This is a genomic window from Denitratisoma sp. DHT3, assembly GCF_007833355.1.
Lineage (GTDB): Bacteria > Pseudomonadota > Gammaproteobacteria > Burkholderiales > Rhodocyclaceae > Denitratisoma.
Genome location: NZ_CP020914.1, coordinates 3,406,322 through 3,429,592, shown reverse-complemented (window position 1 = coordinate 3,429,592; position 23,271 = coordinate 3,406,322). Strand labels below are relative to the sequence as shown.

General features: G+C 61.5%; 20 protein-coding genes and 4 tRNA genes. 6 read left to right on the top strand and 18 right to left on the bottom strand.

Annotation, left to right across the window (positions count from 1 at the left end; translation table 11 throughout):
* Positions 1 to 26: 26 nt before the first annotated feature.
* The 12 genes from rpoB to B9N43_RS15785 all read right to left on the bottom strand — a co-directional run bounded on the left by rpoB (position 27) and on the right by B9N43_RS15785 (position 9,275).
* Positions 27 to 4,130: a DNA-directed RNA polymerase subunit beta gene (rpoB, locus tag B9N43_RS15840; RefSeq protein ID WP_145843163.1), complete on the bottom strand. Its 4,104-nt coding sequence runs from the start codon at positions 4,128 to 4,130 to the stop codon at positions 27 to 29.
* Positions 4,131 to 4,283: 153 nt separating this feature from the next.
* Positions 4,284 to 4,658, bottom strand: coding sequence for a 50S ribosomal protein L7/L12 (gene rplL / locus B9N43_RS15835; protein WP_145843161.1), 375 nt, complete (start codon positions 4,656 to 4,658; stop codon positions 4,284 to 4,286).
* 39 nt (positions 4,659 to 4,697) lie between these two features.
* Positions 4,698 to 5,198, bottom strand: a complete 501-nt coding sequence (rplJ, locus tag B9N43_RS15830; protein ID WP_145843160.1) for a 50S ribosomal protein L10 — start codon at positions 5,196 to 5,198, stop codon at positions 4,698 to 4,700.
* A gap of 205 nt (positions 5,199 to 5,403) precedes the next feature.
* Complete coding sequence (gene rplA, locus B9N43_RS15825) at positions 5,404 to 6,105, bottom strand: 50S ribosomal protein L1 (RefSeq protein ID WP_145843159.1); 702 nt, start codon at positions 6,103 to 6,105, stop codon at positions 5,404 to 5,406.
* 1 nt (position 6,106) lies between these two features.
* Complete coding sequence (gene rplK / locus B9N43_RS15820; protein ID WP_145843158.1) at positions 6,107 to 6,538, bottom strand: 50S ribosomal protein L11; 432 nt, start codon at positions 6,536 to 6,538, stop codon at positions 6,107 to 6,109.
* 95 nt (positions 6,539 to 6,633) lie between these two features.
* Complete coding sequence (gene nusG, locus B9N43_RS15815) at positions 6,634 to 7,167, bottom strand: transcription termination/antitermination protein NusG (RefSeq protein ID WP_145843157.1); 534 nt, start codon at positions 7,165 to 7,167, stop codon at positions 6,634 to 6,636.
* A gap of 2 nt (positions 7,168 to 7,169) precedes the next feature.
* Entirely contained in the window at positions 7,170 to 7,538 is a 369-nt protein-coding gene (secE, locus tag B9N43_RS15810) for a preprotein translocase subunit SecE (protein ID WP_261379354.1), read from the bottom strand.
* A 7-nt stretch (positions 7,539 to 7,545) separates the two neighbouring features.
* Positions 7,546 to 7,621: transfer RNA gene (locus B9N43_RS15805), tRNA-Trp, on the bottom strand.
* Positions 7,622 to 7,682: 61 nt separating this feature from the next.
* Complete coding sequence (gene tuf, locus B9N43_RS15800) at positions 7,683 to 8,873, bottom strand: elongation factor Tu (RefSeq protein ID WP_145843155.1); 1,191 nt, start codon at positions 8,871 to 8,873, stop codon at positions 7,683 to 7,685.
* A gap of 74 nt (positions 8,874 to 8,947) precedes the next feature.
* Positions 8,948 to 9,022: transfer RNA gene (locus tag B9N43_RS15795), tRNA-Thr, on the bottom strand.
* 43 nt (positions 9,023 to 9,065) lie between these two features.
* Positions 9,066 to 9,141: transfer RNA gene (locus tag B9N43_RS15790), tRNA-Gly, on the bottom strand.
* A gap of 49 nt (positions 9,142 to 9,190) precedes the next feature.
* Positions 9,191 to 9,275: transfer RNA gene (locus tag B9N43_RS15785), tRNA-Tyr, on the bottom strand.
* 151 nt (positions 9,276 to 9,426) lie between these two features.
* On the opposite strand from B9N43_RS15785, the gene B9N43_RS15780 reads away from it, so the two are divergent.
* From B9N43_RS15780 to B9N43_RS15770, 3 genes are all read left to right on the top strand, one after another.
* Positions 9,427 to 10,188: a methyltransferase domain-containing protein gene (locus tag B9N43_RS15780; RefSeq protein WP_145843154.1), complete on the top strand. Its 762-nt coding sequence runs from the start codon at positions 9,427 to 9,429 to the stop codon at positions 10,186 to 10,188.
* A 93-nt stretch (positions 10,189 to 10,281) separates the two neighbouring features.
* Entirely contained in the window at positions 10,282 to 10,983 is a 702-nt protein-coding gene (locus B9N43_RS15775) for a ParA family protein (RefSeq protein ID WP_145843152.1), read from the top strand.
* Positions 10,984 to 11,057: 74 nt separating this feature from the next.
* Positions 11,058 to 13,325, top strand: coding sequence for an ATP-binding protein (locus tag B9N43_RS15770; protein ID WP_145843151.1), 2,268 nt, complete (start codon positions 11,058 to 11,060; stop codon positions 13,323 to 13,325).
* A 298-nt stretch (positions 13,326 to 13,623) separates the two neighbouring features.
* On the opposite strand, the gene B9N43_RS15765 is transcribed toward B9N43_RS15770, so the two are convergent.
* Positions 13,624 to 14,253, bottom strand: a complete 630-nt coding sequence (locus B9N43_RS15765) for a response regulator transcription factor (protein ID WP_145843150.1) — start codon at positions 14,251 to 14,253, stop codon at positions 13,624 to 13,626.
* A gap of 107 nt (positions 14,254 to 14,360) precedes the next feature.
* On the opposite strand from B9N43_RS15765, the gene B9N43_RS15760 reads away from it, so the two are divergent.
* The gene (locus B9N43_RS15760) at positions 14,361 to 14,768 is read left to right on the top strand and encodes a PhaM family polyhydroxyalkanoate granule multifunctional regulatory protein (protein ID WP_261379353.1); all 408 of its coding nucleotides are present in this window, start codon (positions 14,361 to 14,363) and stop codon (positions 14,766 to 14,768) included.
* A gap of 82 nt (positions 14,769 to 14,850) precedes the next feature.
* On the opposite strand, the gene B9N43_RS15755 is transcribed toward B9N43_RS15760, so the two are convergent.
* Both B9N43_RS15755 and B9N43_RS15750 read right to left on the bottom strand, forming a co-directional pair.
* Positions 14,851 to 15,702 carry a 3-hydroxybutyryl-CoA dehydrogenase gene (locus B9N43_RS15755; RefSeq protein ID WP_145843148.1) on the bottom strand — a complete coding sequence of 284 codons (852 nt, stop codon included), beginning with the start codon at positions 15,700 to 15,702 and terminating at the stop codon, positions 14,851 to 14,853.
* An 82-nt stretch (positions 15,703 to 15,784) separates the two neighbouring features.
* On the bottom strand, positions 15,785 to 16,126 hold the full coding sequence (locus B9N43_RS15750) for a copper-binding protein (RefSeq protein ID WP_145843619.1): 342 nt from the start codon (positions 16,124 to 16,126) through the stop codon (positions 15,785 to 15,787).
* Between the two features lie 349 nt (positions 16,127 to 16,475).
* On the opposite strand from B9N43_RS15750, the gene B9N43_RS15745 reads away from it, so the two are divergent.
* Positions 16,476 to 18,323, top strand: coding sequence for a phosphoenolpyruvate carboxykinase (GTP) (locus B9N43_RS15745; RefSeq protein WP_145843147.1), 1,848 nt, complete (start codon positions 16,476 to 16,478; stop codon positions 18,321 to 18,323).
* Positions 18,324 to 18,834: 511 nt separating this feature from the next.
* Positions 18,835 to 19,584: a hypothetical protein gene (locus B9N43_RS17255; protein ID WP_186453867.1), complete on the top strand. Its 750-nt coding sequence runs from the start codon at positions 18,835 to 18,837 to the stop codon at positions 19,582 to 19,584.
* A gap of 191 nt (positions 19,585 to 19,775) precedes the next feature.
* Here B9N43_RS17255 and ampD read toward each other — a convergent pair whose 3' ends face one another.
* Genes ampD through B9N43_RS15725 form a run of 3 tightly spaced genes read right to left on the bottom strand, consistent with a single transcriptional unit; the run spans position 19,776 to position 23,267 of the window.
* Positions 19,776 to 20,327, bottom strand: coding sequence for a 1,6-anhydro-N-acetylmuramyl-L-alanine amidase AmpD (ampD, locus tag B9N43_RS15735; RefSeq protein WP_145843145.1), 552 nt, complete (start codon positions 20,325 to 20,327; stop codon positions 19,776 to 19,778).
* Positions 20,327 to 21,688: a sigma-54-dependent transcriptional regulator gene (locus B9N43_RS15730; RefSeq protein WP_145843144.1), complete on the bottom strand. Its 1,362-nt coding sequence runs from the start codon at positions 21,686 to 21,688 to the stop codon at positions 20,327 to 20,329. Before B9N43_RS15730 ends, ampD begins: the two co-directional genes overlap by 1 nt.
* Positions 21,672 to 23,267: a sensor histidine kinase gene (locus tag B9N43_RS15725; protein WP_261379352.1), complete on the bottom strand. Its 1,596-nt coding sequence runs from the start codon at positions 23,265 to 23,267 to the stop codon at positions 21,672 to 21,674. Before B9N43_RS15725 ends, B9N43_RS15730 begins: the two co-directional genes overlap by 17 nt.
* Positions 23,268 to 23,271: the final 4 nt, after the last annotated feature.

Sequence of the window (23,271 nt, the reverse complement as noted above, 5' to 3'; positions counted from 1 at the left end):
CACTCCTGTCGCGGGTCGAGGGTCAATCAATAACGTTCCAAATCGATGTCGATGGCAAGAGAGCGGATTTCCTTCACCAGAACGTTGAAGGACTCCGGCATGCCGGCATCGATCTTGTGCTCACCCTTGACGATGCTCTCGTACACCTTGGTACGGCCATTGACGTCGTCGGACTTGACGGTGAGCATTTCCTGCAGGGTGTAGGACGCGCCATACGCTTCCAGCGCCCAGACTTCCATTTCCCCGAAGCGCTGACCGCCGAACTGGGCCTTGCCGCCCAGCGGCTGCTGAGTCACCAGACTGTAGGGGCCAGTGGAGCGAGCGTGCATCTTGTCGTCGACCAGGTGGTGCAGCTTGAGCACGTGCATGTAGCCGACCGTCACCGGACGCTCGAACGCTTCACCCGTACGCCCATCGTAGAGGGTCGTTTGGGTTTTGCTGTCCGTCAGGCCGATCCGTTTGGCCACCTCGGCCGGGTAAGCCAGGCTCAGCATCGCGCGGATCTCGTCTTCCTTGGCGCCATCGAACACCGGCGTGGCGAACGGCACGCCGCCCCGCAAATTGCCGGCCAGCTCCAGGATCTCATCCTCGCCCAACCCGTCGAGGTCGGCGCCGTGTCCGGCGCTGTTATAGACCTTGTTCAGGTATTTGCGCACTTCGGCTGTATTGGCTTCGGCCCGCAGCATTTCATCGATCCGATTACCAAGGCCCTTCGCGGCCCAGCCCAGATGGGTTTCCAGAATCTGGCCGATGTTCATCCGCGACGGCACACCCAGCGGGTTCAACACGATATCCACCGGGGTCCCGTCCGCCATGTGCGGCATGTCTTCGATCGGCACGATCTTGGACACCACGCCCTTGTTGCCGTGACGACCGGCCATCTTGTCGCCGGGCTGCAGACGGCGCTTGACCGCCAGATAGACCTTGACCATTTTCTGCACGCCGGGGGGCAGTTCATCCCCCTGGGTCAGCTTCTTCTTCTTCGCATCGAAGGCGACATCGAAGTCGCGCCGCGTCTGTTCCAGACTGTCGCGCAGGTTTTCCAGCTGCTGCTGGGCCTCCTCGTCGGCCAAGCTGATGTCGAACCAGTGGTAATGCTCGAGGGTCTCCAGGTACGCTTGGGTGATCTTGGTGCCCTTGGTCAGTTTCTTCGGTCCCTTGCTGGCCACCTTGTTGACCAACAGCCGCTCGATCCGGGCGAAGGTATCGCGCTCGACAATGCGCATCTGGTCGGCCAGATCCTGCTTGTAGCCCTTGAGCATGTCGTCGATGATGGACTGGGCGCGCTTGTCGCGCTCGATGCCTTCGCGCGTGAACACCTGGACGTCGATCACGGTGCCATTCATGCCGGAGGGCACCCGCAGGGAAGTGTCCTTCACGTCGGACGCCTTTTCGCCGAAGATGGCGCGCAGGAGCTTCTCCTCCGGCGTCAGTTGCGTCTCACCCTTCGGCGTCACCTTGCCGACCAGGACGTCGCCGGTTTCGACTTCAGCGCCGATGTAGACAATGCCGGAATCATCCAGGCGGGAGAGTTGCGCCTCACCCAGGGTCGCGATGTCGCGAGTGATTTCCTCGGGTCCCAGCTTGGTATCGCGGGCGACGACGGTCAATTCCTCGATATGGATCGACGTGAACCGGTCATCGGCCACGACGCGCTCCGAGATCAGGATCGAGTCCTCGAAGTTGTAGCCGTTCCAGGGCATGAACGCCACCAGCATGTTCTGGCCCAGGGCCAGTTCGCCCAGGTCGGTGGAGGCGCCGTCGGCCACCACGTCGCCCTTGGCGATGATGTCACCCACCTTGACCACGGGACGCTGGTTGATGTTGGTGTTCTGGTTGGAGCGGGTGTACTTGGTCAGGTTGTAGATGTCGACGCCGACTTCGCCGGCGACCGTTTCCGCATCATTGACCCGCACCACGATGCGGTTGGCATCGACGTAATCCACCAGACCGCCGCGCAGGGCCTGCACCGCGGTGCCGGAGTCAACCGCCACGGTGCGCTCGATGCCGGTACCGACCAGGGCCTTTTCCGGACGCAGACAGGGCACGGCTTGGCGTTGCATGTTGGCGCCCATCAAGGCACGGTTCGCATCGTCATGCTCGAGGAACGGAATCAGCGAAGCCGCCACGGAGACGATCTGCCCCGGCGCCACGTCCATGTACTGCACGTCCGCCGGTTCCTTCAGCTCGAACTCGCCCTTGGAACGGCAGGACACCAACTCGTCGTTCAGACGGCCATTCTTGTCGAGCTGGGCGTTCGCCTGCGCGATGATGTACTTGCCCTCCTCGATCGCGGACAGATACTCGATCTCGTCCGCGACGCGCCCGTCCTCGGCTTTGCGATAAGGCGTCTCGATGAAACCGAAAGGATTGACCCGCGCGTAGAGCGCCAGGGAATTGATCAGGCCGATGTTCGGGCCTTCCGGCGTTTCGATCGGACAGACGCGGCCGTAATGGGTTGGGTGCACGTCGCGCACCTCGAAGCCGGCCCGTTCCCGCGTCAGGCCGCCCGGGCCCAGTGCGGACACCCGACGCTTGTGGGTGATCTCGGACAGCGGATTGGTCTGGTCCATGAACTGGGAAAGCTGGCTGGAGCCGAAGAATTCCTTGATCGCCGCCGAAATGGGCTTGGCGTTGATCAGGTCGTGCGGCATCAGGTTGTCGCTCTCGGCCTGGTTCAGACGCTCCTTGACCGCCCGCTCGACGCGGACCAGGCCGGTACGGAACTGGTTCTCGGCCAGTTCGCCGACGGAACGCACCCGGCGGTTGCCCAGGTGGTCGATATCATCGACTTCGCCGCGACCATTGCGCAGTTCCACCAGGATACGGATGACATCGACGATGTCTTGGTTGGACAGGGTGCCGGCACCTTCCAATTCCTGACGTCCGACGCGCCGATTGAATTTCATGCGCCCGACGGTGGACAGATCGTAGCGATCCTCGGAGTAGAACAGGCCGTAGAACAGGGTCTCCACCGCCTCTTCAGTGGGCGGCTCACCGGGGCGCATCATGCGGTAGATGGCGACGCGGGCCGCCCATTGGTCCACCGTCTCGTCGGTGCGCAGGGTGGTGGAAATGTACGCGCCACGGTCCAGATCATTGACGTACAGCGTCTTCAGCTCGGTGACGCCGGCCTCCTGCAGCTTGGCCAGCAGGCTCTCGGTGATCTCCTCGTTGGCCTGGGCCAGGATCTCGCCGGTCTCGCCATCCACCACGTTGGTGGCGACGATGCGGCCCAGAACGTAGTCGTCGGGCACCGCCAGCTTCTTGATGCCGGCCTCGCCCAGTTCACGGATATGCTTCGCGGTGATCCGCTTGTCGCGGGGGACGATGACCTTGCCGGCCTTGTCCATGATGTCGAAGCGCGCCACCTCGCCCCGCAGCCGCTCGGGCACCAGTTCGAACTGGATGCCCTTCTTGCCGAGGAGGAAGGTGTCGAACTCGAAGAATTCCGCCAGGATCTGTTCCGACGTCATCCCGATGGCCTTGAGCAGGATGGTGACCGGCATCTTGCGGCGACGGTCCACACGGAAGAACAGGATGTCCTTCGGGTCGAATTCGAAATCCAGCCAGGAGCCGCGGTAGGGAATGATGCGCGCCGAGAACAGCAGCTTGCCGGAACTGTGGGTCTTGCCCTTGTCGTGCTCGAAGAACACGCCGGGAGAGCGATGCAGCTGCGAAACGATGACGCGCTCGGTACCGTTGATCACGAAGGAACCGGTGGTGGTCATGAGCGGGATCTCGCCCATGTAGACCTCCTGCTCCTTGACTTCCTTGATCTTCTCGTTGTTGCTCTCGCGGTCCAGGATCACCAGGCGCACCTTGGCGCGCAACGGCGAAGCGAAGGTCAGGCCGCGCTGCTGGCATTCCTTGACGTCGAAGGCCGGCTCACCCAGGCGATACTCGACGAACTCCAGACGCGCCACGCCGGAATGGGCGACGATCGGGAAGATCGAATTGAAAGCGGCCTGCAAGCCCTGGCTGCGCCGCTGCGAGATGGGCACATCCACCTGGAGGAACTGGGTATAGGACTCAAGCTGAGTTCCCAGCAGGAAAGGCACGTCAAGCACGCCAGCGCGCTTGGCAAAGCTTTTACGAATACGTTTTTTCTCGGTATACGAGTACGTCATGGCCGCTCCGTTCGATTCAGACGCCGAAAGTCAAACGGCAAGGCTGTTTCCCAACCCCAACCTTCCCGTTTGACATTCAGATCACACAAAGTTGCACAAAGCACAAAAGGGCTGGTGGCGAAATCCGCCACCAGCCCGAACCTACGATCGAGATTACTTGACCTCGACCTTGGCGCCCGCGTCCTCGAGCTGCTTCTTGAGGGCCTCGGCATCGGCCTTCGAAACACCTTCCTTGACGGGCTTGGGAGCGCCATCCACCAGATCCTTGGCTTCCTTGAGGCCCAGACCGGTCACGGCGCGCACCACCTTGATCACTTCGACCTTCTTGTCGCCGGCAGCAGTCAGGACCACGGTGAATTCGGTCTGCTCTTCAGCGGCGGCGGCAGCGCCGCCGGCACCCGGAGCGGCCACGGCCATGGCGGCGGCGGACACGCCGAACTTCTCTTCAAACGCCTTCACCAGGTCGTTGAGCTCCATGACGGACATGGCGCCAACGGCTTCCAGAATGTCATCCTTGCTAATTGCCATTTTGAGAAACTCCTAATATCAATGTCGAATGGGAAATGATCAAGCGGCGGCTTCGGTCTCGCGCTTCCTGGCGAGGGCGCCCAGTGCGACGGCGAACCCGGAAACGGGAGCCTGCATGACGCCCAGCAACCTGGCCAGAAGCTCCTCGCGGCCCGGGATGCTGGCCAGCGCCTGAACCCCCGCCTTGTCGAGGACATTGCCGGAATAGCAGCCAGCCTTCAGCACCAGCTTGTCATTGGTTTTCGCGAAGTCGTTGAGTACCCTCGCCGCCGCCACGGCATCTGCGGAGATGCTGTAGATCAGCGGGCCGGTCATCGCGTCCGAGAGCCCTTCAAACGAAGTGCCGGCAACGGCGCGACGGGCCAGGGTGTTCTTCAGTACGCGCAGATATACGCCAGACTCCCGAGCCTTCTTCCGCAGTTCGGTGAGCGCACCCACCTCAATACCGCGATATTCGGCGACAACCAGAGTCTGGGCGTCGGCAACCTGCGCCACCACCTCGGCCACAACGGCTTTTTTGTCGTTAAGATTCAGACCCACAGGCCTTTCCTCCTTTCAAGTGCACACGCGACGAATATTTCGTCGCACCCACGGCGACCTTCATTCAGGAGAACTGCAATCCTGTCTGGGGAACGCCATCTGCGTAGGCCGGCAATGCTCCGCCCGATTAAACCCGGTATGGGCGCCTACGGTCTTTGACAACCCGGCGCCGCGCGACAGCGCGACGCCGGCCCAAAGTTCATTGTTACGCCTGACCAGCCATCGTGGCTTGATCAACACGCACACCCGCCCCCATCGTGGAGGAAAGGGAAATCTTGCGCAGGTACTGCCCCTTGGCGGCGGCAGGCTTGGCTTTCTGCAGGGCATCGATCAGGGCGCCAAAATTCTGCTGCAGCGCTTCGACGCTGAAAGAAGCGCGGCCGATGGTGCAGTGAATGATGCCGGCCTTGTCGGTGCGGTACTGCACCTGACCCGCCTTGGCGTTCTTGACCGCGGTCGCCACATCCATGGTCACCGTACCGACCTTGGGGTTGGGCATCAGACCACGGGGACCGAGGATCTGACCCAGCGCGCCCACGACCTTCATCGCATCGGGCGTGGCAATGACCATGTCGAAGTCCAGATTACCCGCCTTCACCTGCTCCGCCAGATCGTCGAAACCGACGATATCGGCGCCGGCGGCCTTGGCCACCTCGGCCTTGTCGCCCTGCGCGAACACCGCGACCCGGACCGTCTTGCCGGTACCGGCCGGCAGCACCACGGAACCACGCACCACCTGGTCCGACTTCTTGGCATCGACGCCCAGATTCACGGACACATCGATGGATTCATCGAACTTGGCGTTCGCGCATTCCTTGATCAGGGCGATGGCATCACCCAGGGGGTAGTTCTTGTTGCTATCGACCTTGGCGCGCAGCGCCTGTACTCGCTTGGAAATTTTAGCCATTTCAGACCCCCTCCACGGTGATACCCATGCTACGAGCAGAGCCCGCGATCGTGCGAACGGCCGCATCCATATCGGCCGCCGTCAAATCCTTCATTTTGGTCTTGGCGATCTCCTCGGCCTGGGCGCGAGTGATATTACCCACCTTGTCGGTATGAGGCTTAGGAGAGCCCTTCTGAATGCCAGCGGCCTTCTTGATCAGAATGGTGGCCGGCGGCGTCTTCATCACGAAGGTGAAGCTCTTGTCCGCATAGGCGGTGATCACCACGGGAATCGGCAGACCAGGCTCCATACCCTGGGTTTGGGCATTGAAGGCCTTGCAGAATTCCATGATGTTGAGGCCGCGCTGACCCAGCGCGGGACCGATGGGAGGCGAGGGGTTAGCCTTGCCGGCCGGCACTTGCAGCTTGACGTAGCCGACGATCTTCTTTGCCATGATTGGCTCCTAATTTTGATGAGTCGTAACGCGCTTTCGGACCAGCCTAGCAGCGCTCCTCTTGTCCGGCATCAAGGGCGCCGGACAGCCCTGAATCAGCTCTTCTCGACCTGGGAGAATTCCAGTTCGACGGGCGTGGCGCGCCCGAAGATGGTGACCGAAACGCGCAGACGGCTCTTTTCGTAATTCACTTCCTCGACCGAGCCATTGAAATCGGTAAACGGCCCTTCCTTGACGCGAACCATTTCACCCACCTCGAACAGCACCTTGGGCCGGGGCTTCTCAACCCCTTCCTGCATCTGCTGCATGATTTTCTCGACTTCCCGCTCGGAAATCGGCGTCGGCTTGGTGGCGGTGCCGCCGACAAACCCCGTAACCTTGGGCGTACTCTTCACCAAGTGCCAGGAGTCGTCATCCATATCCATTTCCACCAGCACATAGCCGGGGAAGAATTTGCGCTCGGAGATACTCTTCTGGCCGCCCTTCATCTCGACGACTTCTTCGACGGGCACCAGAATCTGGCCAAACTTGTCTTGCATGCCGGCACGAACAATGCGCTCGGCCAAGGCTTTCTTGACGCTCTTTTCAAAGCCCGAGTAGGCATGAACAACGTACCAGCGTTTTGTCATGGCTATTGTTTCCATCCCAGCACGAGGTCGTACAGCACCCACTCCAAACCCTTGTCGGTAACCCACAAGATGACGGCCATCACCAGCACGAAACCAAAAACAGCACCGGTCATCTGCATCGTTTCCTTACGCGTCGGCCAGACCACTTTCTTGGCCTCGACCACCGACTCCCGCCCGAAGGCGAAAAAACGCCTCCCGGGTTCCGTAAAGAATGCGACACCCGCGCCCACGGCGACACCGGCCAAAACAGCCAGAACCCTGAGAATCATGGGCTGCTCGGCCAGCAGGTAAAAACCGACCACCCCGGCGGCGATCAGCAGCAGCGCCAGTACAAACTTGATCTTGTCCGCCATCGAATTGAGAGTGCGCAAATTTAGTTGGCAGGGGCAGAGGGAATCGAACCCCCAACCTGCGGTTTTGGAGACCGCCGCTCTGCCAATTGAGCTATACCCCTGCGGCAGAGACCACAAAGGCGACACCCCAAAGGGTGCCGCCCAAACTCACCGAACGCCCAATTACTCGACGATCTTGGCGACGACGCCGGCGCCCACGGTGCGGCCGCCCTCGCGGATCGCGAAGCGCAGACCTTCCTCCATGGCGATCGGCGCGATCAGCTTCACCGTCATCGCGATGTTGTCGCCAGGCATCACCATCTCGACTCCCGCCGGCAGCTCGATCGACCCCGTCACGTCGGTCGTGCGGAAGTAGAACTGCGGACGATAGCCGTTGAAGAATGGGGTGTGACGACCACCTTCGTCCTTCGACAGGATGTACACCTCGGAGGTGAAATGGGTGTGCGGGTTGATCGAACCCGGCTTGGCCAGCACCTGGCCACGCTCCACGTCCTCACGCTTGGTGCCGCGCAGCAGCACGCCAACGTTGTCGCCCGCCTGGCCCTGATCCAGCAGTTTGCGGAACATTTCCACGCCGGTACAGGTGGTCTTGGCGGTGGGACGAATGCCCACGATTTCGATTTCCTCGCCAACCTTGACGATGCCGCGCTCGACACGACCGGTCACGACGGTGCCGCGACCGGAGATCGAGAAGACGTCTTCGATCGGCATCAGGAAGGGCAGGTCGATGGCGCGCTCGGGGGTCGGGATGTAGGTATCCAGGGCTTCGGCCAGCTTCAGGATGGCACCTTCGCCCAGGTCGCCCTTGTCACCTTCCAGCGCCTTCAGGGCGGAACCCTTGATGATGGGGATGTCGTCGCCCGGGAAGTCGTACTTGGACAGCAGCTCGCGCACTTCCATTTCCACCAGCTCGAGCAGTTCGGCGTCATCCACCATGTCACACTTGTTCAGGAACACGATGATGTAGGGCACGCCCACCTGGCGCGCCAGCAGGATGTGCTCGCGGGTCTGCGGCATGGGGCCGTCCGCGGCGGAACACACCAGGATCGCACCGTCCATCTGGGCGGCACCGGTGATCATGTTCTTCACGTAGTCGGCGTGGCCCGGGCAATCCACGTGGGCATAGTGACGCGTCTCGGTCTCGTACTCGACGTGGGAGGTGTTGATCGTGATGCCCCGCGCTTTCTCTTCCGGCGCCGCATCGATCTGGTCGTAGCCCTTCGCTTCGCCACCAAACCTCGTCGACAGCACTGTCGTGATCGCCGCCGTCAACGTCGTCTTGCCATGGTCAACGTGACCAATCGTCCCCACGTTCACGTGCGGCTTCGTACGCTCAAACTTGCCTTTTGCCATGTCGGATACCCCAAAAAAGTCCGGCCCGAAGAAAACGCCTAACGGCAGCCAATTTACCTAACAACACAAAGTATTGGTGCCCATGACGTGGATTGAACACGTGGCCTCTCCCTTACCAAGGGAGTGCTCTACCACTGAGCTACATGGGCGAAACCGAAACCTACCGCAAAACCAAAGCTTCACAGATCCAACTGGAGCGGGCGACGAGGTTCGAACTCGCGACATCTTGCTTGGAAGGCAAGTGCTCTACCAGCTGAGCTACACCCGCTCGACCCCACCCACACCCACACACCAATGCGGGCAGTACTGCAAAACTCTGGTGGAGGGGGAAGGATTCGAACCTTCGAAGGCAGAGCCGTCAGATTTACAGTCTGATCCCTTTGACCGCTCGGGAACCCCTCCGAGAGAGCCGCGCATTATCTAGAAGGCTAGAGTGATTGTCAAACACTTTAAGCAACAGAAATTCCCACTTCCCGGCAAACCATCCCAACGCCGCCAGATACCCCGCCCGGCCAGCGGATAGAATCTCTCCGACAGTCCGCGCGCACGACCAATGTCCAGCTCCCCCTCTCCGCTCCTCACCGCACTCGCCGCCCAGGTCATGGGCGGCCTGATTGCCGGCGCAGCGATCCAGATCATCTACCCGCCACTGTGGACCTTCCCGCTTGCGGCAGCCCTTGTACAAGGCGCCTGCGCAGCGCTGGCCGGCTACAAACTCGAGTCCCCGTCCTGGTGGATACCCATCCATATCGCATTCACTCCACTGCTGCTATTGGGAGCCAGGCTCCCAATAGCGCCCACCTGGTATCTGGGAGCGTTCGCCCTGCTGCTGATGATCTTCTGGCGCACCGACCAGAGCCGGGTCCCCCTTTATCTCAGCACCCAGGCGACCGCCGAGTCGATCAAAGGGTTATTGCCCCCGCATCCGTGCTCGGTGATCGACCTCGGCTGCGGCAACGGCCAACTCTTGAAACGACTGGCCCTGATGCGTCCCGACTGCACCTTCCGGGGCATCGAGCACGCCCCCCTGACCTGGCTTTGGGCCCGCATCAACACGGCAGGGAGAACCAACGTCAGAATTCATCTTGGCAACTTCTGGCATACCGATCTGAGCCCGTTCGAAACGGCGTACGCCTTCCTGTCTCCCGTGCCCATGGCCAAGCTTTGGCAAAAAGCACAATCGGAAATGCGCCCGGGCAGCCGGCTGATTTCCAACAGCTTCGCCATCCCCGATACTCCGCCCGCCGAAATCGTCGCGGTGGCCGACCGCAGGCGGACACAGCTTTACATCTATCAAACCACCGCCGGCGAATAAGCCGCCCTATCGACATCATTTCAGCCCATCGGAGTATCGCCAGCTCCCTAATAATCCGTGCATTCGTGGCCAATGCGCCGCAAGGAGTACGGTATGGCGGATATCATCTGCGTCATTGGCAACAAGGGCGGCACTGGAAAAACAACTTTGTCGCATATGCTCTGCCAAGGGCTGGGCCTCCTTGGACAACGCTCGGTTTGCGTCCTGACAGATACCTGCCGGGAGCCGCTCGATCCAACAGATAGGCGCTATTTGATTGCAGATGCCCGCAATAGTCAGGCGTTAACAAAAGTTACAGATAAGATCCGGAGCCTCAGCGCGTGGCTGGGCGTCATCGACGGCGGAGGCAACCGGACCGAGATGGACCGGCGCTTATACGGCCTTGCGGACTTGGTGCTACTGCCCTTCCGCGACTCCCATGAAGATATCCGTACCGTGATAAGGGATCTGGAGATGTTCCCTCGCGCTTATGCGGTCCCAAGTCAATGGCCCATCAATCCGTGGCAGATCGACTCGGCCGAAAGAGCCCTCGACGAAATGCTGGCGCCCTACCGGGATCGCATACTGGACCCGGTGCACATGCTCCCCGCCAGCAAATTGCTGCTGCAAAAGAAAATACCCGACAACCTGCCCAGCGCGCTGAACAACACCTGCTGCAACCTGGCTCGCCAGGTGGTGGATTTGCTGCAAATCGATGTATATGGCAATGCCGTCCCCGGCATCAAGGGGCGGGACGTCTCTCCATCCATGCCCCGCAGAAGCATCTCCAACGGTTCGGATTACGCCGCCGCATAGCCGGTCATACACCAGACGCCCTTGCGGCAGGCAATCACTCACTCCACAATCCGGGCAACAGCCAAAGGGAAGTGATGAGGCCATTCGGCATCCGCGAGCAAGTGCTTTTTGTCGCCTTGGCCCCCGTGGCGGCGACAGCCTTGACCCTCATACTCTATTTCACCTCGCTACGTTATGACGATGTGGAAACATCGTTGATCAAGCGCGGCACCACCATGGCCAGGCAATTGGCACCGGCCGCAGAGTATGGGATGTTCTCGGGCAACATCGTCGAATTGAAGCGCCTTACCCTGGCCATTGCGCGGGAAGCCGACGTATCCGCCATCGCATTCTTCGATCGGCAAGGCCGGGTGCTCGCCAGCACCGGCTCTCTCCGCTCCACATGGCCATCGAATCGACTTCCCGACAATTGGATGGCACGCAGCAGCGACGACCGCACACTGTTTTTTCACGTCAAGGTCATACAAACCAGCAAAACCATTTTCAACGATCCTTTCCTCCAGTCCGAGTCAGCCATTCAATCCGGCGAACAGCTGTTTCTGGGCAGCCTGATGCTGGAGCTATCGCGGGAGCCGTTGCTCGCGCGCAAGCGAGAGATTCTGCTGGTGACGCTTCTCTCGGCGGGCATCATCCTGGCCGGGGCCGCCTTGCTGGCGGTCCGCCTTGGCCGCGACATCACCATGCCGGTGCAAGCCCTGGAAGATGCCGTAGCGCGCATCGGAAAGGGTGAAATGTCCGTGAGGATTGCGCCTCATCAGGCAAAAATCCTGCGTGCACTGGAAGAAGGCGTGAATGCCATGGCCATGGACCTGGACGCGGCTCGCGTCAATTCAGACCGCGCCCTGGCGACCAGCCAGGCGGAACTGAGCCAGCAACATGAATTTGCCGACGCCTTGCTCCAGGCCCAGGCGGATGCCGGCGTATGCATGCTGCTGATGGAGAACTATCGCCTGGTCTATATCAATGATGCGGCGCTTGCCCACTCCGGCTATTCGCGCGAGGAGTCGCTTGCGCTGACCGACCTGCGTCCCTTCCTTCAATCCCATGGCGAAATACTCCAGGGCGACGGCCTGGCAAAACCCTTCAGCGACACTGAAAGCACCCATCGCTTCATTGCGCGTTTTCGCTGCAAAAACGGAGAACGGCGTTTTTTTGACGTCGCAACCACGAGACTATCCAAAGCCGACCCGTTGCGCGTCGTCGTCATCGCCCTCGATATCACCCAGCGCAAACAGGACGAAAGACAACTCGCATCAGTCAATATCGAACTGAGAAAACAAAAGGAGGAAGCCGAACGCGCCAACCTGGCAAAATCCCGCTTCCTGGCTGCCGCAAGCCATGACCTGCGGCAGCCGCTTCACGCGCTCGCGCTGTTCGTGGCGGAGATAAAGGAACGCTCAAATTCCGAGGAGCAGTTGCGCCTGGCGCGACAAATCAATGCCGCCACCATCTCGCTGATGGAATTGCTCGATGCGCTACTGGACATTTCGCGCCTGGATCTGGCCGAAACCAAGGCACACCGACAGGCACTGCCACTGCAACCGCTACTGGAGGCCGCGACCGAGCCCCATCGGTGCGGCGCAAAGGGAAAAGGGCTGAAATTTTCGATCAGGCCGACAAAGCTCTGGGGCGAATCGGACCCCCAGTTTCTGGTCAGAATCATCAGCAACCTGACCGCCAATGCCGTACGCTATACCCAGACAGGAGGAATTCTGCTTGGCGTCCGCGGCCAGGGAAAACAGCTGCGCATCGAGGTTTGGGATAGCGGGGTCGGCATTGCGCCAGAGCATCAGCCCTATCTGTTCGATGAGTTTTTCCAGGTTGCGAACCCCGAGCGGGACGCAAGCAAGGGCCTGGGTTTGGGACTATCCATCGTGGCGCGGTTGGCCGATGCGCTGGAGCATCCGATCACGGTCCGTTCCTGGCCCGGTCGAGGGTCATGTTTCGCCGTGACCGTTCCCCGCGCGACACCACCCGCTCAACGACCCGTCAGCACATCGCTGATTCATCCACCACAATTGACTGCGCGCATTCTGTTGCTCGCCCCAAACAACGAGACCGTGGAAGAACTGACTGACCTGCTGCGTAATTGGGGATGCCAGGTCACACAATCAGCGGGTGACGACGATATGCCGGATGCCCGGTTTCTCGATGCGGATGCCATTCTCTGCACAAGCACCCACCTCAAATACCTGCCCTCTTCACCGGAAACAAGACGTCCTCCTCTGATCCTGCTGGCAAACGAGACGGGCGATATAACCTCGCCCCCACTCGCGGGGAAACTGCACTACCCGCCGCGCCCAGCGCAACTGCGCGCCTTGCTGCAACATGTCCTGGGGTGAGTGGCTCGCCCCCCTTCGGGAGATTCGAGCCCGGCAGGAAGAGCGGGATCACCGTGCGACTCAGCAATGGCAACCCCTTGCCGGCGGGGGGCCACTACTCTGCGGAGAACCACCAGGTGGTGTTTTCGGCGGTATTTACAGCGGGCTTGCCATTGCGACTGATGATCACGGCGAGCACCGCGGAAACATCAAGAGCGCTATCCTTTTGATGAATCACCCCATGGGTCAAGTAAGAGAAGCCCGGAAACCGAGGGCTCTCGCCGTGACCGCCGTATCGCCGGGGCTCGAACCGAGGAATCTAAATCCGTCTGCGTGGCTTGCTGACCGCCAACAAGGCCTGGGAGCGGTTATTGACGTTCAACGCCTTGAAGATGGCCGACATGTGAATCTTCACCGTCCCCTCGGTGAGCCCCAGTAATTCGCCGATCTGACGATTGGTTTTGCCCTGGGTCAGCAATTCCAACACTCGGGACTGGCTGGCAGTCAGTCCGTAGCGTTCCGCGACGCTGCGACGCCGCGGCTGCTCTCCTCCATCTCGATACCTGGGTGGAAGATAGACCCCTCCGGCCAGTACCTGGCGCAACGCATCCAGCATGGACTCGCTGGTGCTTGCCTTGGGCACGAATCCCGAGGCGCCGTGCTCTATGGCGCGCTTGACCGTTTCAGCGTCATCGAGCGCCGACAAGATAACGACAGGCAAAGCCGGAAAGCGCTTGCGCAAAACCGCCAGGAACGCCATCCCGTTCAGACCCGGCAACATCAAGTCCAGCAACACCATGTCCAAATTGCTCGTGGCCTCCAGAACCTGGAGCGCTTCATCGGCATCCGCAGCCCCGATCGCGACGGTATTCGGCTCGATGTCGCGCAGTGTTTGCAGCAGTCCCTCGCGCACCAGCGCATGGTCCTCGACTACCAGTAATTTCAGCACGTTCCAAACCTCGAATCATGACAGTTGGCAGTCTAACGCGAAACCGCCAAGCCAGGAATTCGTCCCTCGGAGTAGGATATGAACCCTAGCAAGCAAGGAGCAGGATCATGAGTGATGCCTCTATGGACCCCATGGAATTTCTCAAGAATCTTTGGGGCAATGTCGGCGTTCCATTGCCAGGCATGAGCGTTCCCACCATGGATACGGGAGAACTGGACAAGCGGATTGCCGACCTTCGGGCCGTGGAAGGCTGGCTCAAGATGAACCTCAATATGCTGCAGATGAGCATTCAGGCCCTTGAAGTGCAACGAGCAACCCTCAACGCCATCCAGGCCATGAGCCAAAGCGGCATGTCGCCAGGAACGGGAACGGGAACGGAATCGAACCCCAATCCCTTGGGCACATTTGGCAATGCGGCCCTCTGGCCGTGGAATTTCATGCCACAAACGCAGTCCGACAGCGCTCCGCCCACAGAGCCGGCACCGAAGCCCGGCAAACCAGACCAAGCGCGTTAGGCCCCTGAAAGAGTCGCGTCCCCACAAGAGAGGGGACGACTCTTTCAGGATATTCACAGACCGGCCTTATGGCATCAGGCAATCAGCCGTAGGTGAAGAAACCGCGGCCGTTCTTGCGCCCCAGATAGCCGGCATCCACCATCTCCCGCAGCAGCGGAGCGGGACGATATTTGGCCTCGTTGAAGCCCTCGTAGAGAGTTTCCATCACGGCCAGCAGCGTATCCAGGCCGATCAGGTCGGCCAGCGCCAGGGGGCCGATGGAATGATTGGCGCCCAGCTTCATGCCATCGTCGATTTCCTGAGCGGTGGCCAGGCCTTCTTGCAATACGAACACCGCCTCGTTGATCATCGGCACCAGAATGCGATTCACCACGAAACCCGGGCTGTTCTTGGCGGTGATCGGGTCCTTGCCCAACTGCCGGGCCAAGGCCATCACCTTGTTGTAAGTATCGTCGGATGTCTGCAGGCCGCGGATCACTTCCACCAGAGGCAGCACCGGCACCGGGTTGAAGAAATGCATCCCGATGAAACGGTCGGGACGGCCGCTGGCGGCCGCCAGCCGGGTGATGGAAATGGACGAGGTGTTGGTGGCCAGGATGGTATCCGCGCCGGTCATCTCCGCCACGTCCTTCAGAATCTTGATTTTCAGCGCTTCGTTTTCGGTCGCAGCCTCGATCACGAAATCCACTGCTTTCAGATCCGCCAGATCGGTGGCGCCGCGAATTCGCGCCAGGGTTGTCTCTTTTTGCTCGGCAGTCAGTTTCTCTTTCTTGACCAGCCGGTCCAGACTGGAAGCGATGCTGCCGATACCCCGCTCGATTGCCGCGGCATTGACGTCCACCATCACCACGCTCAACCCCGCGGCCGCGCTCACCTGCGCAATGCCGCTCCCCATGATGCCTGCCCCCACCACGCCAATGGTCTTGATTGCCATGTATTGCTCCACACGAAATTGAAAACCTCCCCCTACGGGAAGGGGGAGGATTGTACTCGCCGCGATTGCGCTATGCCGGCGGTCAGCGATCGGCCTCCCAACGCATCACGGTCAAGCGCCCCTTGACCATGTCGGCGAAAAAACGAATCTTGTCGCCGGGCTGCCACTGATCGAGCCAGGCCGGGTCCTTCACGGCAAAAGCCATGGTCATCGGGTCCATGGCCAGGTTGGGCAGCGGTCCATGAGCCAAAGTCACCGTCCCCTTGACCTTGTCCAGCTTCCTGACCGTGCCATCGCTCAAGCCATCGGTCGCCGCCGCGGTTGGCGCAACGCCATGCGTGCCATGCGCGCCATGCCCATCGGCCGCATACCCAGGAACACCTGTCAGAACAGCCAGCAGAGCGGCCAGCAGAGTGTATTTCATATCAATCTCCAAAATGAAATTCGGCATCGCCCGCCATTGGACCAAATCTCACCGAAACGATGCAAGCGGAAAAGCAAGCAATGAAGGGCGGCTGACGGCTCATGAGGGGTGCTGAATTTCCCCAAATGAACCCGTTTCAGCCTTTGACGCCGGATGGGACGATTTCTTTACTTTTGGCGATGTGCGATAATTACTGTTTTTGGGCGGTACAAAAGTAGCAGACCGTTTAATTCTCCGCTTGTCCGACACGCGCACATCCCTGCCGCGTGAAGAGGATGCCGTCGGCCCACCCCCGCCGAGCAGCTGACCGAGACAGGCCCGCCCATCGCCAAAAGTGGAGACTTCAAGCATGAATCAGCGCATTTCCGACACAGCCAAGTCGTTTTCTGCTCCGGATTACGTCAAACACGAAAAACTCAAGGCCTGGGTGGCTGAAGTCGCCGCCCTGACCCAGCCCGATGCGGTCGTCTGGTGCGACGGCTCTCAGGAGGAGGCCGACGGACTCTGCGCGCAGATGGTGCAGTCCGGCAGCCTGATCAAACTGAACCCCGCCAAGCGTCCCAACTCCTATCTGGCCTGCTCGGACCCCTCGGACGTGGCGCGGGTCGAGGATCGAACCTTCGTGTGCACCGCCAGCAAGGAGGATGCCGGTCCCAACAACAACTGGGAAGACCCGGCCAAGATGAAAGAGACCCTGAAGGGTCTGTTCCAGGGCTGCATGCGGGGCCGCACCTTGTACGTGATCCCGTTCTCCATGGGTCCCATCGGCAGCCCCATCGCCCATATCGGCGTGGAACTGTCCGACTCCCCCTACGTCGTGGTCAATATGCGCATCATGGCGCGCATGGGCCGCGCCGTGCTGGACCAGCTCGGCGTCGACGGCGAGTTCGTGCCCTGCCTGCACAGCGTGGGCCATCCGCTCGAGCCGGGCCAACAGGACGTCAAGTGGCCGTGCAACAAGACCAAGTACATCTGCCACTTCCCCGAGACCCGTGAAATCTGGTCCTTCGGCTCCGGCTACGGCGGCAATGCGCTGCTGGGCAAGAAGTGCTTCGCCCTGCGCATCGCATCCACCATGGCCCGCGACGAAGGCTGGCTGGCCGAGCACATGCTGATCCTGGGCGTGGAATCCCCCGCCGGCGAAAAGAGCTACGTCGCCGCCGCCTTCCCCTCGGCCTGCGGCAAGACCAACTTCGCCATGCTGATCCCCCCCCAGGCGCTCGATGGCTGGAAGGTGACCACGGTCGGCGACGACATCGCCTGGATCAAACCCGGCAAGGATGGCCGCCTCTACGCGATCAACCCGGAAGCCGGCTACTTCGGCGTTGCCCCCGGCACCTCCGAGAAGACCAACTACAACGCCATGGCCACGCTGAAGGAAAACATCATCTTCACCAACGTGGCCCTCACCGATGACGGCGACGTCTGGTGGGAAGGCATGACCAAGGAAGCCCCGGCCCATCTGATCGATTGGCAAGGCCAGGATTGGACGCCGGCCATCGGCAAGGAAACCGGCCGCAAGGCCGCCCATCCCAATGCCCGCTTCACCGCCCCGGCGCGTCAATGTCCCTCGATCGACCCTAACTGGGAAGACGCGGCCGGTGTACCGATTTCTGCCTTCATCTTCGGCGGCCGTCGGTCGACCACCGTGCCGCTGGTGTTCGAAGCCTTCAACTGGAACTATGGCGTCTACATGGCCGCCACCCTGGGCTCCGAAACCACCGCCGCCGCCGGCGGCGCTCAGGGCATAGTGCGGCGCGACCCATTCGCCATGCTGCCGTTCTGCGGCTACCACATGGGCGACTACTTCAACCATTGGCTGCGCATGGGGCACCGGATTGAACACGCGCCACGCATCTTCACCGTCAATTGGTTCCGTCAGGATGCCGACGGCAACTTCATGTGGCCCGGCTTCGGCGAGAACATGCGAGTCCTGAAATGGATCGTCGAACGCTGCCGCGGCCGCGCCGACGCCCGCCAGTCCACGCTGGGCTGGATGCCCAAGTTCGAGGATATCGAATGGACCGGCATGGAAGGCATCTCCAAGGAGCAGTTCGAGGCACTGACCAAGGTGGATAACGATGCCTGGCGCGAGGAACTCAAGCTTCACGCCGAATGGTTCGAAAAGCTGAAGGAGCGCCTGCCCAAGGAACTGGCCCTCAAACGGGAACTCTTCGAGTTGGGCATGGTGGATTGACCACCGGCTCCCGCTCGATGCGGGGCCGACCCAGAGCCACCTAATCAAAAGCCACCTTCGGGTGGCTTTTTAACACGGTGTTTTTTTAACCTGAAAACCGCACTTCAAGCCACAGAGATCACAGAGGACACGGAGTGGGAGCGGATTTGCCGCAATTGACCTGATCACCTTGCGGGTGAGCGATCATGCGTTGGCAACCCATTGCTTTTCCTCTGTGATCTCAGCGTCCTCTGTGGCTGACTGAGGTTTTAAGGTTTAACGCTAAACACCACGCAAAAAAAAACGTGCGGTGGAGCAAATGCTCCCCGCACGTCCTGCAAGCAGGTAGGCAGGACGCTTGGCTCTTGGCCCCGCCTGCGTTGCCCCGACTTTTCTCGATTACGGACGCGAACCCGTCGGGAAAGGCCAAGCAGCCGCCGGATTCAGCGACGACTTCAAGCCAGGCGCGGCGGCAGTCGACGGAGGCGCTACGACGGGTGCGGTAGCGGCTGCAGCCTTGGGAGCGGCTACCTTGCGTGCGGCGGGCTTCTTCGCGGCAGCAGGCTTCTTCGCGGCGACGGGCTTCTTCGCGGCAGCGGGCTTCTTCGCGGCAGCGGGCTTCTTCGCGGCAGCGGGCTTCTTCGCGGCGACGGGCTTCTTCGCAGCGACGGGCTTCTTCGCGGCAGCAGGCTTCTTCGCAGCGACGGGCTTCTTCGCAGCGACGGGCTTCTTCGCGGCAGCGGGCTTCTTCGCGGCGACGGGCTTCTTCGCAGCGACGGGCTTCTTCGCAGCGACGGGCTTCTTCGCGGCAGCGGGCTTCTTCGCGGCGACGGGCTTCTTCGCAGCGACGGGCTTCTTCGCGGCGACAGGCTTCTTCGCGGCAGCGGGCTTCTTCGCGGCAGCGGGCTTCTTCGCGGCAGCGGGCTTCTTCGCGGCAGCGGGCTTCTTCGCGGCAGCGGGCTTCTTCGCAGCGACGGGCTTCTTCGCAGCGACGGGCTTCTTCGCAGCGACGGGCTTCTTCGCAGCGACGGGCTTCTTCGCGGCAGCGGGCTTCTTCGCAGCGACGGGCTTCTTCGCAGCGGCGGGCTTCTTCGCGGCGACGGGCTTCTTCGCAGCGGCGGGCTTCTTCGCAGCGGCGGGCTTCTTGGCTACAAGTTTTGCCGCGGGTTTCCGCGCGGCGGGCTTCTTGGCTTTCTTTGCTTCAGCCATGACGAACCTCCTAAGTGAATTAACGGAAGAAAACACCAGCAACTGCTCAGACTCAACCCAAGCTCTGGGTTAGCGCGGATTATTCATCTTTTCCATGCAAGGGAAAGCGATGAATTCCTCGCGTTTTTCCACCCATCATTACGTTTATCCACAACACCCCGAATACCGATCGAATGCCTCCGACATACTCATTCGAATTTCATGCGCACCGACAGCTCGCGCATCCCCCGTCGTCATCGAGAAAAGGCCACCAAGCCTGGAAGTTCACGGCCCGAACGCCACGCTCACGCGACGCCAATCGAAACACGGTCCCGGATCCGTTTTTCGCCCCGGCGCGATGTCCGAGTGACCGACGACGGCACGAATCGGATAGCGCAGTCCGAGGGTTTCGATCAGATCGTTCAGCGTCCGATACTGTGCGGGATCGAACGCTCGATCGTCACAGCCTTCCAACTCGATGCCGATCGAAAAGCCGTTGCAGCGCTCCCGCCCTTCCCAACTGGAGACTCCCGCGTGCCACGCCTGCAGATCGCAAGGAACGAACTGGATCAGCCGGCCATCCCGGCGGATGAAAAAATGGGCCGAGACACGCAACCCGGCGATCCCCTCGTAATAGGGGTGCTCGCCGGGATCGAGCCGATTGGTGAACAACCGCTCGACCCCCGCGCCGCCGAACTCTCCGGGAGGCAGGCTGATGGCGTGGATGACGAGCAGACATATCTCGACGCCGTCCGGCCGCCGATCGTGATTGGGCGAAAGGCGGAACTCAGCTTCGGCGATCCGACCGTCGGGCGCCTCGGTCCAGGTCAGCGACATCAGTCATTCAATCCCAGGCGTTCCATGCGATAGCGCAGAGAGCGAAAAGTCACGCCGAGCAGCCGGGCCGCCGCGGTGCGGTTGAAACGGGTCTTCTGCAATGCATCGAGGATGACCTGCCGTTCCACTCGATCGAGGTGGTCCTGCAACGGCAGTTGTCCCAGCGGCGGGACTTGCTGCGATTCCGAAACCGGAACCAGATTGAGATCGGACACATCGATACTGTCCCCCTGCCGCAGCGCCAACGCCCGTTCCAGTACATTTTCGAGTTCGCGCACGTTGCCCGGAAATGGATAGTCGGTCAGCGCCCGCAGCGCGCCAGCCGTGAGACATGGCGGCTTTCCCGGATTCTGCCGCGCCAGCCGGTCGAGCACCTGCTCCGCCAGCAGGGGAATATCCTCACGGCACTCCCGCAAGGCCGGCATCCGCAATTCGAGGACATTCAGGCGAAACAGCAGATCCTGGCGGAACTTGCCCTGTTCCACCAGGTGCCGCAGATTCTGATGCGTGGCGCTGATGATGCGCACGTCAACCGCTTCCTCGGCCGTGCTGCCGACCTTGCGCACCTTCTTTTCCTGAATCGCCCGCAGCAGCTTCACCTGCATGGGCAAGGGAAGGTCGGCCACCTCGTCGAGAAACAGGGTCCCACCGTCGGCGACATGGAAAAATCCGTCCCGGTCGGCCTCCGCGCCGGTGAAAGCACCCTTGCGATAGCCGAAGAACTCGCTCTCCATCAGGTTTTCCGGAATGGCGCCGCAATTCACCGGCACGAAAGGGCCGTGCTGACGGGCGCCGCGCCGATGGATCAGCCGCGCCGCCAATTCCTTGCCGCTGCCGGACTCGCCGGTGATATGCACCGGCGCCTGGCTGCGCGCGACGCGCTCGATCAGATCGCGGACTTCCCGCATGGCCGGCGATTGTCCGATCAATCCCACAGGAACCGCCTGAGCACGCTGGTCCGGGGATGCGGGCAGCTCCAGTGCGCTCTTCACCAGGGCGCGCAACTGATCGAGGGAGACCGGCTTGGTCAAATAATCGAAGGCGCCCGCCTTGAGCGCGGAAACGGCATTCTCCGCGCTGCCGTGGGCGGTAATCACCGCCACGGGAAGCTCAGGGGCCTGCTCGCCGATATGGCGCACCAGTTCAAGGCCTTCCCCGTCGGGCAAGCGCATGTCGGTCAAGCACAGCTGGTAGCGCTCCTTGTCCAGGAAGCGGCGGGCCTCGGCCAGCGTGCCCACGCAATGCGCATCCAGACCCATACGGGCCATCGTGAGATCCAGCAACTCCCGGATATCCGCCTCGTCGTCCACGATCAGGACGCGCCGACCGTCCTGTTTCCTGCGCTCAGCACCCGCTGCCATCGCCCCCCCTGCCAATCAACCGGAAATGCGCGCCTGTCGTGCTTTCCATCAACTCCAGACTGCCGCCGTTAGCGTCGCATAATTCCCTCGCGATATACAGTCCCAGACCGGTCCCGACGCTGCGTGTCGTGAAAAACGGCTCGAACACGTGCGTGCGCTCCTCGCCATGGATACCGGGTCCGTCATCCTGGACGCGCACCTCCACGCCACCGGCCGGACGCCCAAGCCGGGAGGCGCGGATCTGGACGCTGCCCTCCCGGCCCCGGCAGTAGCGGACGGCATTCCCCACCAGGTTGAGCAGCACTCGATTCAAATGTCCGCGATCGAACAGCAGCGCAAGCCCCGGCTCGATACGGGACGCGATGATCCGTGCCGCGCCGGGCTCGATCATCTCGAACTCGTCGATGAAAGTCGCCACGAAATCCGCCAGCTCGATGGGCTCCATGGCCGCATGGTCTCGTCGCCCCAACTCGAGGACATCGGTCACCATCCGGTTCAGGCGCTGGGTGTTCTCGCCGATGATCCGGGTGAGACGGACCGAGGCTCCGCCAGCGCCGTCCTCCGCCATGAGTTCCGCCGCATGACTGATCGCCGCGAGGGGATTGCGTATCTCGTGCGCCATGTTGGCGGTCAGGCGGCCAAGCGCCGCCAGCTTCAATTGCCGGGCCTGGGCCTGCACCAGCGCCAGGTCCTCCAGATAGAGGATCGCCAGATCCCCTTCCACGGGCGGCAGATAACGCAAGCGCAGCGACCGCCCCTTGGGCAGATCGACAATCTCGGTGGTCTCGTGGTCCAGGCCGCGCCAACGGGGATAACGCTGCGCCAGTTCCTCGGAGAAATCGCTCAGGGTCGGTGCCTCCGGAACCTGGCCGATGTCGCACAGCACCTCGACCTGGGGATTGTGCAGGCGCACCGCGCCCCGCGCATCCACCACCAGGACGCCGTCCTGCATGTCCCGGATGATGCGGCGGTTCAGGCGCAGTTGGCCGTTCAATTCGAGGCGCCGCTGCTCGGCCAGCGCTTCGTTGGCCAGCGCGCGCCGCGCCAGCAGGTGAGCCGAAATCGCCGTCCCGAAAAACCCGATGCACAACCCCGCGGCCCGCGTCAAATCGGACACGTCGGCACCCAGGGTCAACATGCGGTACCCCTGGTCGAGCAGCAGCGCCAACGAGGCCAGCGAGGCATAGAACAGCACCAGCCGCCCCTGCCCCACCAGACCGGCCGCGGCCAATACCACCAGCAACAGGTAGCTCAGATCGTTCTGCCGCTCGCCGCCGGCATAATCCAGCAGGGTGATCGCCAGAATGTCGGCCAGCACCGCCAGGGTCAGCAATCGATTGAAGCGGGGGCGCTGAGGCAGGCGGGGCAGCAGCAACAACAGCACCGCGCACGCCAGGTACAGGGCGCTCACCCAGGACGCGAGAAGCGGCGCCTCGCCGCCAAAGGGCCGCAAGCGGCCCGGAAAATTGGTGACGACCACGAACACCGTGGCCATCACCAGGCGAAACAGATTGAAATATTGCAGAGACCGCCAATAGGAATCCGAGTGGGTCGTGGCGCTCCCGCCACGACGGAACACAACC

Excerpts from the sequence above, each read along its gene's own strand:
- rplK (WP_145843158.1), bottom strand. The coding sequence starts at position 6,538 with ATGGCAAAGAAGATCGTCGGCTACGTCAAGCTGCAAGTGCCGGCCGGC.
- B9N43_RS15750 (WP_145843619.1), bottom strand. The coding sequence starts at position 16,126 with ATGAAATACACTCTGCTGGCCGCTCTGCTGGCTGTTCTGACAGGTGTT.
- B9N43_RS15770 (WP_145843151.1), top strand. The coding sequence starts at position 11,058 with ATGAGGCCATTCGGCATCCGCGAGCAAGTGCTTTTTGTCGCCTTGGCC.
- tuf (WP_145843155.1), bottom strand. The coding sequence starts at position 8,873 with ATGGCAAAAGGCAAGTTTGAGCGTACGAAGCCGCACGTGAACGTGGGG.
- rplA (WP_145843159.1), bottom strand. The coding sequence starts at position 6,105 with ATGGCTAAAATTTCCAAGCGAGTACAGGCGCTGCGCGCCAAGGTCGAT.
- rplL (WP_145843161.1), bottom strand. The coding sequence starts at position 4,658 with ATGGCAATTAGCAAGGATGACATTCTGGAAGCCGTTGGCGCCATGTCC.
- B9N43_RS15780 (WP_145843154.1), top strand. The coding sequence starts at position 9,427 with ATGTCCAGCTCCCCCTCTCCGCTCCTCACCGCACTCGCCGCCCAGGTC.
- ampD (WP_145843145.1), bottom strand. The coding sequence starts at position 20,327 with ATGTCGCTGACCTGGACCGAGGCGCCCGACGGTCGGATCGCCGAAGCT.
- nusG (WP_145843157.1), bottom strand. The coding sequence starts at position 7,167 with ATGACAAAACGCTGGTACGTTGTTCATGCCTACTCGGGCTTTGAAAAG.
- rpoB (WP_145843163.1), bottom strand. The coding sequence starts at position 4,130 with ATGACGTACTCGTATACCGAGAAAAAACGTATTCGTAAAAGCTTTGCC.
- B9N43_RS15730 (WP_145843144.1), bottom strand. The coding sequence starts at position 21,688 with ATGGCAGCGGGTGCTGAGCGCAGGAAACAGGACGGTCGGCGCGTCCTG.
- B9N43_RS15745 (WP_145843147.1), top strand. The coding sequence starts at position 16,476 with ATGAATCAGCGCATTTCCGACACAGCCAAGTCGTTTTCTGCTCCGGAT.
- B9N43_RS15775 (WP_145843152.1), top strand. The coding sequence starts at position 10,282 with ATGGCGGATATCATCTGCGTCATTGGCAACAAGGGCGGCACTGGAAAA.
- B9N43_RS15760 (WP_261379353.1), top strand. The coding sequence starts at position 14,361 with ATGAGTGATGCCTCTATGGACCCCATGGAATTTCTCAAGAATCTTTGG.
- B9N43_RS15755 (WP_145843148.1), bottom strand. The coding sequence starts at position 15,702 with ATGGCAATCAAGACCATTGGCGTGGTGGGGGCAGGCATCATGGGGAGC.